Source organism: Saccharopolyspora sp., from assembly GCF_017434145.1.
GTDB lineage: Bacteria > Actinomycetota > Actinomycetes > Mycobacteriales > Pseudonocardiaceae > Saccharopolyspora_C > Saccharopolyspora_C galaxeae.
The window spans coordinates 1-8,739 of record NZ_JAFRFW010000233.1 but is presented as its reverse complement, the minus strand read 5'-3'; the positions used below and the strand labels follow the sequence as shown (position 1 = coordinate 8,739).

The following is an 8,739-nucleotide window of genomic DNA, read 5'->3' as shown; positions in this document are numbered from 1 at the left end:
GCGGGCTGCTCGGGCTCGGCCTGCTCCGGCTCACCGGCCTGCTCGGCCGCGACCCGCGGCTGCAGACCGGCCTGCTCGAGCAGCTCCGGGTCCGCGTGCACCACACCGGAACGATCCCCGGCGGCCACCCACACGCCGAGCGTGTAAGGCGACACCGGCAGCTCCCGCTCCGGCAGCTCGAACGCGGCGTGGGTGGGCAGCGCCGGACGCGAACCCGACTGCGCCAACTCGCCGGTGGTGCGCACGCTGCCGTCGGCGAGGCGCCACTGGTGCTCGGCGTCGGCGACGATCAACGCGCCGTCGGAGAACTCCACCTCGAAGCAGCGCCGGTCGTCGAGCACCTCGGTCGCACGCAGCACCCGCACCGGCTTGCCGTGCGCGCCGATCAGCTCGTCACCGGCGGCGACCTCGCCCATCGTGGTCCAGCCGCCCGGTGTGGGCAGCGGCGTGTCCAGCGCGAGCGCTTTGCCGACACCGGGGCGGGCGGCGACGATGACCATCTGGCCCGGGTGCAGCCCGTTGGTGACCTCGTCGAGGTCGGTGAAGCCGGTGGGGATGCCCTGGGACTCGCCGCCGCGCGAAGCGATGGCGTCGATCTCGTCCATCGTCGGCTGCAGCAGGTCTTCGAGCGCCGCGTAGTCCTCGCTGGTGCGGCGTTCGGTCACGTCGTAGATCGCGGCCTGCGCGCGGTCCACGACCTCCTCGATCTCCGAGCCCTCCGAACCGTGGTAGCCGAGCTGCACGATGCGCGTGCCCGCCTCGACCAGCCGCCGCAGCACCGCCTTCTCGGAGACGATTTCCGCGTAGTAGCCCGCGTTCGCGGCGGTGGGCACGCTCGCGATCAGCGTGTGCATGTAGGGCGCGCCGCCGATGCGCAGCAGTTCCTGGCGGCGCTCCAGCTCGGCCGAGACGGTGATCGCGTCGGCGGGCTCACCGCGGCCGTAGAGGTCCAGCACGCAGTCGTAGATCTTCTGGTGCGCCGGCTTGTAGAAGTCGTTCGGGCTGAGCACCTCGACGACGTCCGCGATCGCGTCCTTGCTCAGCATCATGCCGCCGAGCACGGACTGCTCGGCGGCGAGGTCCTGCGGCGGCTGGCGCTCGAAGCTGTCGCTGTAGTCGCCGGGCTCGACACCGCGCTCGTCTGCTAACGCCACCGGTACCCGTCACCTCCGAGCCGTCGCCACCGACACCGGTGGCCTTGCTGATCGGGCAACCCGCGCCGGGTGCCGCTGCTGCGCGGCGCCGGGTACGGCGCACGCGCGATCCCGGGCCGACGGCCGCGGCATGATCACCCACCGTTGCGCACGAGTGCGCTCGCGAAGCTAGATCGCCCGCTTGGAGCAGGCAAACCGAGCTGTGGACAAGCCTAAGGACAACCTGTGGACAACTGGGGACAGGTCAGTGGACAGCTGTGCACAACTCGGGTGGATAGCTGGGGACAACCTGGGGACAACCGACGAAGATCATCTAAACACCGCAGGTCAGAGCTTGTGCATGCGGTGTGGAAGAAATTCGTGGAAAAGCCTCGGCGTGTCGCGCCAACTGCGCACATCGGCGTGTCGGGCACAGCGCCCGGCGACCGCGCGTTGCTCACGGTCAAGCGGCCGATCGAGTGGGGAGCACTGTCCAAACCAGACTCGAACGGCGCAACGCACGTTGCCGACCCGAGTCCGGGAGCGAGTGCTCCCGGACCGGTCGAGGCGCCCCGCGGCGACCGGGCGCAACCGCCTCGGCCGCCGGGGGTCCGTGGTTCAGTCCGCGGCCGCGACCTGCACGTCGACCGACGCCTTCACGTCGGGGTGCAGCCGCACGTCGACGCCGTGCTTGCCCAGCGCCTTGATGTGCCCGCGCCGGTCCACCGAGCGCTTGTCCAGGTTCGGGCCACCGGCCTTGCGCACCGCGGCGACCACGTCGGCCGGGGTGATCGAACCGAACAGCTTGCCCTGCTTGGACACCTTCGCGGTCAGCGTCACCGAGCCGAGCTCCTGCAGCTGCTGCTTGAGCTCCTGGGCGTGCTCCAGGTTCCGGACCCGGCGCGCCTCCTGGGTGCGGCGGATGGTCTCGACCTGCTTCTGCGCGCCCTTGGTGGCGACGATCGCCAGGTTGCGCGGCAGCAGGTAGTTGCGGCCGTAGCCGTCCCGGACCTCGACGATGTCACCCGACTCGCCCAGGCCGGTCACGTCCGCAGTCAGAATGATCTTCACGACGTGTCTCCTTCTAGCGTTCCTAACGGGACCGCACCGCGTCCGCCGCCCTGCGGCACCCGCCGCGGGGCGGACGAGCGGTCCCGGATCAGCGGGCGGTCGAGGTGTAGGGCAGCAGCGCCATCTCGCGGGCGTTCTTCACCGCGATGGCGACGTCGCGCTGGTGCTGGCTGCAGTTGCCGGTCACCCGACGAGCGCGGATCTTGCCGCGGTCGGAGATGTACTTGCGCAGCAGCGTCGTGTCCTTGTAGTCGATGCTCTGCGCGGCGCGGTCCTTGCAGAACGCGCAGACCTTCTTCTTCGGCTTGCGCACCGGCGCCTTGGCCATGGTCTTCCTCCTGAAAAGCTATCTCGAGTCTGGTGCGCCGCGGGCGGTCAGAACGGCGGCTCGTCGTTGAACCCGCCGCCGGAACCGGCGGGCGGGGCCGAGCCCCACGGGTCGTCGGCGGGCGCGGAAGAACCGCCGCCACCGCCGAAACCACCGCCACCGCCGCCGCGGCTGATCTTGTTCACCTTGGCGGTCGCGTACTTCAGCGACGGCCCGATCTCGTCGACCTCCAGCTCCACGACCGTGCGCTTCTCGCCTTCCTTCGTCTCGAAGGAGCGCTGGCGCAACCGGCCCTGCGCGACGACCCGCATCCCGCGGGTCAGCGTCTCGGCCACGTTCTCCGCCGCCTGCCGCCAGATGTTGCAGCGCATGAACAGCGCTTCCTGGTCCTTCCACTCGCCGCTCTGGCGGTCGAAGGTCCGCGGTGTGGAGGCGATCGTGAAGTTCGCGACCGCGGCACCGGAGGGCGTGAAGCGCAGTTCCGGATCGGCGGTGAGGTTGCCGACCACCGTGATTACCGTTTCACCGGCCATCGCCTGGACTCCGTCCTTGAGGTGCGGGAACTGTCTTGCCGTGCGGATTCAGCGAGGCGCGAATCGCCTGCCGCCGGGGCGGGAGGTCCGATCGGGTGCTCAGGCCGAGGCGGTCTGCTTGTTCGCCTTCGCCGCGGCGCGGGCGACGCGGGCGGCCTTGCGCGGCTCGACCACGCGCCGCAGCACCTTGGTGCGCAGCACGTTCTCGTTCAGGTTGAGCTGGCGGTCCAGCTCCTTGATCGAGGCGGACTCGCTGTTGATGTCCAGCACGACGTAGATGCCCTCGGCGTGCTTGTCGATCTCGTAGGAGAGCCGGCGACGGCCCCAGACTTCGAGCTTCTCGATGCTGCCGCCATCGTTGCGGATGACCTTGAGGAAGTTCTCCAGGGACTGCGGCACGTTGCGCTCGTCCAGGCTCGGGTCGAGGATGACCATGAGCTCGTAATGACGCATGAGGACCACTCACCTCCTGTGGACTCACGGCCACGGACTTTCCGTGGCAGGAGGGTCGTTCGCGTCCACGAACGTCGACCAGGCTAGCAACCTGCCCCGACAGGACCGCGTGGCGGGTGCGCCGCGCGCCGGTCCGGTGGGTACGAGTGCCTCAAGGTTTCCGGGCCGGTCGGCGAGGCGGCCGGCCGCAAGCAATTCCGCATCAGGCGCGGCGCAGCACCCAGGTGCGCACCAGCGCGGCGGTCACCCCGGCCAGCGAGATCGCGGCGATGAGCACCGGCAGCGCGACTCGGTTGTCCTGCCCGGCCGGCAGTGTCTCGGCCTTGCCCGCGGCGCGGACCTCTTGCTGCGCGGCGTTCTCCCGCTGCTCGCGCTGCTTCGCGGCGGCTTGTTCGCGCAGGTCACCCACGTTCGGGGCGAATCCGGGTGCCGCGCCGAACTGCGACTGCGCCCACGGCGGCAGTGTTCCGGGCGCGGCCGAGCCGTAGTTCGGCGGCACCACGACGACCGGCGCGGAAGTCCCGACGCGCGGGTCGGCGCGCGGCGTGCCCGGCGCCGCGACCGGCGCGGAAGTCTCGTCGTCCGCAGGAACGTCGGGTTCGGCCGACGGTGGTGCGGGTTGCTCGCTGGGTTCCTCGGGTTCGGGCGCGGGCTCCGGTGGCGGCGGTGGCGGCTGCTCCTGACCCGGCACCCGCGCGCCGCCGATGCAGCCGAGCGCGGCGAGGTTGCGGACGTGGGTGCTCACCTCGGAGCCCTTGTCCTGCAGCCCGGAGAGACCTTCGATCTGCCCGGCGAAAGCGTCCGCGAGGTTCTGGCCGGAGAAGGTCTGGGTCTCCTCGCCGACGGTGCCGAGGCCGACCGACCCGCTGCCGCTGAACTCCTCCTTCGCCTGCTTGGCGAGGTCGAACTGCAGCGGGAACGCCAGCAGCACGGCCTGCTCCACCTTCGCGTCCAGCGCGGCCGGGCTGGCCACGATGCGCTGGCCGAACTCGCTGCTGTCGGTGCTTCCGGTGCACTGCTCGATCACCGCGGAGCCGGCGGCGTTCGCGGTACCCGCGCCGAGCAGGGTGCTCGCGGTGACCAACGCTCCTGCCGCGCCCGCGGCGAGCACCCGGCCCATCGCCTTGCTCGGCGGACGTTCGCTGACCAGTGGGTTCACCTGCGCGTTCGACTGCTGATCGGCGGCCAGGCCGTCGCTCATGGTTCCTCCCCGAAGATCACCGCCGCGTGACAGCGATTAACACCCTCCGGTGAAAATAACGTGGATCAGCGCGCTGAGTGACGGCCAGTGCAGTGAAAAACCGGCGGAATCCGCATCCTGGGAATCCGGCGCCGGGTCCGGCCGCCGCGCTGTCCGGGCTCGCTCGTAAGCTGCGGCCATGCGCATCGGGGCCCACGTCCGCGACGACGACCCGCTGACCGCCGCCACCGAGCGGGGTGCGGAGGTCGTGCAGTTCTTCCTGTCCGAGCCGCAGGGCTGGAAAGCCCCGAAGCCGCACCCGCAGGCCGCCCAGCTGCGGGACAGCGAACTCGCGGTGTTCGTGCACTCCCCGTACGTCATCAACGTCGCCTCGCTGAACAACCGCATCCGCATCCCGTCCCGCAAGGCGGTCACCCAGCAGGCCAAGGCAGCGGCCGAAGTCGGCGCGCAGGGCCTGGTCGTGCACGGCGGGCACGTGACCAAGGACGACGACCCGGCCGAAGGCATCGCGAACTGGCGCAAGCTGTTCGAGCGGCAGGCCGCCGAAGGCGGGTTCGAGGTCCCGGTGCTGATCGAGAACACCGCGGGCGGGGCGAACGCGATGGCCCGCCGGTTCGACGTGCTGGCCCGGTTGTGGGACGCCGTCGGCGAGTTCGGCGCCGGGTTCTGCCTGGACACCTGCCACGCGCACGCGGCGGGGGAGGACCTGCCCGGCATCGTCGAGCGGGTCAAGGCGATCACCGGGCGGATCGACCTGGTGCACCTGAACGACTCGCGGGACGGTTTCGGCTCCTCGCGGGACCGGCACGCGAACATCGGTGCGGGCGAGATCGACCCGGACGTGCTGGCCGAAGTGTGCCGCAGCGCCGGTGCGCCGGTCGTGGTGGAGACGCCGGGCGAGGGGCAGGCCGCGGACATCGAGTTCCTGCGGAGCAAGGTCGGCGGCTGATCGTCCCGATCGCCCGTTAGGGTCGGTTCCGCGGGCGCGCCCCCGACCGCCCGGAGCCGAAGCGGCGGGAAGGACATCGATGCGCGAGCAGCTCCCGACCGCCCCGATCTTCGACGTCCCCGATCCCAGCCGCACCGCGCGGCGGCTCACCTTCGCAGCGCTGGCCCTGCTGTGCTTGCTGACCGCGTTGACGATGGCGGCCGGGTACGCGAACAAGGCGCGCTGCACCGGGCCGGAGTTCGACGAGTGGGGCCGTTCCGAACCGTCCTACCAGGAGCGTTCCTACCGGGACGGCTGCTACTCGGACATCCAGAACCTGTGGATCGGCCGGGACATCGACCGGCACACCTTCCCGTACGTGCACGGCGGAATCGACGAGGACGGTTCGCTGCACGGCGGTGTCGTCGAATACCCGGTGCTGTCCGGGCTGTTGATCTGGCTCGGGGCGCTGCTGGTGCACACCGATGCCGGCTTCCTGGCCGCATCGGCGCTGCTCATGGCCCCGTTCGGGCTGGCGGTCGCCTGGTGGCTGGGGCGGTTGAGCCGGTGGCGCGCGCTGCTGTGGGCGCTGGGTCCGCCGCTGGTGTTGTACGCGTTCCACAACTGGGACCTGCCTGCGGTCGGGGGCGCGACCGCGGCGGTGTTCGTCGTGCACCGGTGCACTTCGATGCCGTTGCGCAAGCGCGCGTTCTGGGCATCGGTGCTGCTCGGAGCGGGGTTCGCGTGCAAGATCTACCCGGGCTTGTTCGTGCTGCCGCTCGCGCTGTACGTGCTCACCGGTGGCCGCCGCGGCGCTGAGCTGCCATCCGGGCTGCCGCCGGGCAAGCGCTACGACTTGCGCGGTGCGCTCGCCGTGGTCGCCGCCGCGGCGGGAACGGTGCTGCTGGTCAACCTCCCGTTCGCGCTGGCCGGCTTCCGCGGCTGGCTGGCGTCGTTCCAGTTCCAGTCGCAGCGCGAGGTGGACCTGAGCACGAACTCCATCTGGTACTGGGGTTTCCGCTCGTTCGCCGACGCCGACGGGTTCCAGTCCGCGGTCAGCGTGGCGTCCCCGCTGCTGATGCTCGGCTCGTTCGCCGCGGCTTGCCTGATCGGACGGCGGATGCAGCTGCGGGCGGGGACGTTCCCCTGGCTGCAGGTGTCGGCGGCGATGCTGTGCGGATTCCTGCTGCTGCACAAGGTGCACTCGCCGCAGTACACGCTGTGGCTGTTGCCGTTCTTCGTGCTGGTCCGGGTGCGCTGGGGCTGGATCGTCGGCTACCTGCTGGCGGACCTGGCGATGGGGTTGAGCATCTTCCCGTGGATGTACTCGCCGACCGGGATCAACGACGGGTTCACCGCGCAAGCCCTGATGATCGGGGTGTGGGGCCGGGCCGTGTTGCTGGCCGGATTGTTCGTGGCATTCCTCGGCGCGCGGAACTCGGTGGACGAGCCGCTCACTTGAACGGCGCGGGACCGCCGACGGCGGCGCGCGCCCCTTCGGACAGCCGCTTCGTCAAGCGATGCGGCCACGGCAGCGTGAACCGGTCCGGTGCGTCGTCGAGCACGCCACCGGACGGGTCGTGCACGGCCGGACGCTCGTGCGCGCCCGCGGGTTCGAGCGAGGTACGCACCCGATCCGTCTTCGGGCGCAGGATCTCCCGCACCACTAGCACGCACAGCGCGATCACCAGCGCGTCCCGCACCAGCACGGCGCCGAGGAACCAGCCTTCCGGCAGTCCCTTGTTGCCGGTGCCGAGGTAGTAGTACATCCGCGGTGCCCACAGCGCCGCATCGGCGATCATCCAGCTCAGCAGCCACCGCCAGCGCGGCACCGCCAGCACCGCCAGCGGCACCAGCCACAGCGAGTACTGCGGGCTCCACACCTTGTTGGTCAGCAGGAACACCGCCACGACCAGGAAGCACAGCTGCACCAGCCGCGGGCGCACCGGCGCGGCCAGCGCGAGCCAGGCGATTCCCGCGCAGGCGAGGGCGAACACGCCGAGCGAGACCGCGTTGAGCACCACCGGCACCTGGCCAGCGGCCAGCGGACCGTCGAACCCGGCCCAGCCGGTGTAGTGGTACAGCACGTTGTACAGCGAGTCCGGGTCCGCGGACCTGCTGCCGTTGAGCCGGTAGAACTCGCTCCAGCCCCTCGGGTACAGCGCCAAGATCGGCACGTTCACGATCAGCCAGGCCACCGCGGTCGAGAGCAGCACTCGTCCGCCGTCCCGCAACCTCCCGGAACGCAGGCACAGCACCAGCAGCGGCCCGAGCAGCAGGAGCGGATAGAGCTTCGCCGCGGCGCCCAGCCCGATCAGCGCCCCGGCCCAACCCGGTCGTCGCCGCGACCACGCGAGCAACCCGCCGGTCGCGAGCGCGACGGCGAGCGCGTCGAAGTTGGTGAAGGCGTGCACGAACGCCAGCGGTGACAACGCCACCAGCGCCGAATCCCACGGTCGTCGCCCGCCCAGCAGCAGCACCGCCCACGCCGTGCTCAGCCACGCCGCGGTGAGCCAGAACGCGGTGACGTTGAAGTACACGACGGTGATCAGCGCGGAAGGCAGCCAGCCGAGTCCGGCCAGCGTCGACCAGCCGTCGGCGATCTTCGCGTTGACCCACTGGAAGACGCCGGTGACCACCGGGTACTCCATGTACCGGTCCGGCTGGGTCGCCCCGGGGCTCTGCGTCCACGGCGTCTTGTACGGGAACACCCCGTCCGGGGCGAGATCGCCCATGCCGAACCGGGGGATGACGTCCGAATAGCACATCGCCGTGTACTGCTTGCCGTGCCGCCAGTCCAGCTGCGGACCCTGCGACGTGTCGTAAGTCTGCAGGCACGGCGCTTTGAACAGGTAGGCCGCCGAGAGCGTCACCATCGCCAGCAGCAGCACCACCCGCAGCGGCGTCCAGAACCACTGCCTGCCGACCTGCGCGTGCCTGCCCATCCGGCCGCCGAACGGCCGCGCGGCCGCGGCCGCGACGGGTTCGGTCCAACTCGGCGCGACCCGGTCCGCGGCGTCCAGCGACTCGCCGTCCACGGCCGCGCTCACCTTTACGGGCTCCTCAAGCTCGGTGCCGGCGTGCTCGGGCTT

General features: G+C 70.8%; 9 protein-coding genes. 2 read left to right on the top strand and 7 right to left on the bottom strand.

Translation table 11 applies throughout. The features are described 5' to 3' along the window. The 6 genes from IJH84_RS06650 to IJH84_RS06625 all read right to left on the bottom strand — a co-directional run. Nucleotides 1–1,154 (bottom strand): DnaB-like helicase N-terminal domain-containing protein (locus tag IJH84_RS06650; protein WP_295141552.1); only part of this gene is annotated, 1,154 nt, incomplete at its 3' end. A gap of 597 nt (nt 1,155–1,751) precedes the next feature. Further along, nucleotides 1,752–2,204, bottom strand: a complete 453-nt coding sequence (rplI, locus tag IJH84_RS06645) for a 50S ribosomal protein L9 (protein WP_295141549.1) — start codon at nt 2,202–2,204, stop codon at nt 1,752–1,754. Nucleotides 2,205–2,292: 88 nt separating this feature from the next. Continuing rightward, entirely contained in the window at nt 2,293–2,532 is a 240-nt protein-coding gene (gene rpsR / locus IJH84_RS06640) for a 30S ribosomal protein S18 (RefSeq protein WP_200067988.1), read from the bottom strand. 47 nt (nt 2,533–2,579) lie between these two features. After that, nucleotides 2,580–3,065, bottom strand: coding sequence for a single-stranded DNA-binding protein (locus IJH84_RS06635; RefSeq protein ID WP_200067989.1), 486 nt, complete (start codon nt 3,063–3,065; stop codon nt 2,580–2,582). A 99-nt stretch (nt 3,066–3,164) separates the two neighbouring features. After that, the gene (gene rpsF / locus IJH84_RS06630) at nt 3,165–3,518 is read right to left on the bottom strand and encodes a 30S ribosomal protein S6 (RefSeq protein WP_200067990.1); all 354 of its coding nucleotides are present in this window, start codon (nt 3,516–3,518) and stop codon (nt 3,165–3,167) included. 202 nt (nt 3,519–3,720) lie between these two features. Then, the gene (locus IJH84_RS06625) at nt 3,721–4,719 is read right to left on the bottom strand and encodes a hypothetical protein (RefSeq protein ID WP_295141543.1); all 999 of its coding nucleotides are present in this window, start codon (nt 4,717–4,719) and stop codon (nt 3,721–3,723) included. Nucleotides 4,720–4,897: 178 nt separating this feature from the next. Here IJH84_RS06625 and IJH84_RS06620 point away from each other — a divergent pair, with 178 nt between their 5' ends. Further along, nucleotides 4,898–5,668, top strand: coding sequence for a deoxyribonuclease IV (locus tag IJH84_RS06620; RefSeq protein ID WP_295141541.1), 771 nt, complete (start codon nt 4,898–4,900; stop codon nt 5,666–5,668). A 79-nt stretch (nt 5,669–5,747) separates the two neighbouring features. Continuing rightward, on the top strand, nt 5,748–7,109 hold the full coding sequence (locus IJH84_RS06615) for a glycosyltransferase family 87 protein (protein ID WP_295141538.1): 1,362 nt from the start codon (nt 5,748–5,750) through the stop codon (nt 7,107–7,109). Here IJH84_RS06615 and IJH84_RS06610 read toward each other — a convergent pair. Continuing rightward, nucleotides 7,102–8,685, bottom strand: a complete 1,584-nt coding sequence (locus IJH84_RS06610; RefSeq protein WP_200068630.1) for a glycosyltransferase 87 family protein — start codon at nt 8,683–8,685, stop codon at nt 7,102–7,104. The genes IJH84_RS06615 and IJH84_RS06610 overlap by 8 nt on opposite strands. Nucleotides 8,686–8,739: the final 54 nt, after the last annotated feature.

Coding starts and splice junctions, on each gene's coding strand:
- IJH84_RS06615 (WP_295141538.1), top strand. CDS start 5,748: ATGCGCGAGCAGCTCCCGACCGCCCCGATCTTCGACGTCCCCGATCCC.
- IJH84_RS06620 (WP_295141541.1), top strand. CDS start 4,898: ATGCGCATCGGGGCCCACGTCCGCGACGACGACCCGCTGACCGCCGCC.
- IJH84_RS06635 (WP_200067989.1), bottom strand. CDS start 3,065: ATGGCCGGTGAAACGGTAATCACGGTGGTCGGCAACCTCACCGCCGAT.
- rpsR (WP_200067988.1), bottom strand. CDS start 2,532: ATGGCCAAGGCGCCGGTGCGCAAGCCGAAGAAGAAGGTCTGCGCGTTC.
- rpsF (WP_200067990.1), bottom strand. CDS start 3,518: ATGCGTCATTACGAGCTCATGGTCATCCTCGACCCGAGCCTGGACGAG.
- IJH84_RS06625 (WP_295141543.1), bottom strand. CDS start 4,719: ATGAGCGACGGCCTGGCCGCCGATCAGCAGTCGAACGCGCAGGTGAAC.